1 protein-coding gene is annotated in these 329 nt (G+C 36.8%); it reads left to right on the top strand.

Annotation, left to right across the window (positions count from 1 at the left end; genetic code table 11):
* On the top strand, positions 1–244 hold a 244-nt coding region (locus tag KVT27_RS24055; RefSeq protein ID WP_217582118.1), incomplete at its 5' end, for an NIPSNAP family protein.
* Positions 245–329 lie beyond the last annotated feature (85 nt).

The raw sequence follows: 329 nt of genomic DNA, 5'->3' as shown, positions 1-329 counted from the left end.
TCAATTGTTTAACAAGCATCATATGAAAATAACGCTTTTTTGGGAAGATTTAGATGAATCCAGCAACCGCCTTTATTATATTGTTGAACATGCTTCCATGGAGGAACGCAACCTGAACTATGAAAGATTCCGCAGCGACCCTGAGTGGATCGAAGTAAGACGACTATCAGAACTTGATGGCCCCCTAGTTAAGAAACAAGAAAGTATATTTATGAAAGATGTCCCATTTTTCGAAAATAAATAAATCTACTATGAATAGGAGCTAATCCAAATGAAAATTTTAGTTATTGTAACCCACCCGAACCTCGAGGCATCCAATTGGAACAAAA

Origin of the sequence: Lysinibacillus sp. GbtcB16 (genome assembly GCF_019091145.1) — a bacterium.
Classification (GTDB): Bacteria; Bacillota; Bacilli; order Bacillales_A; family Planococcaceae; genus Lysinibacillus; species Lysinibacillus fusiformis.
The sequence above is the reverse complement of the archived record's forward strand: the minus strand, read 5'-3'. Positions and strand labels throughout refer to the sequence as shown.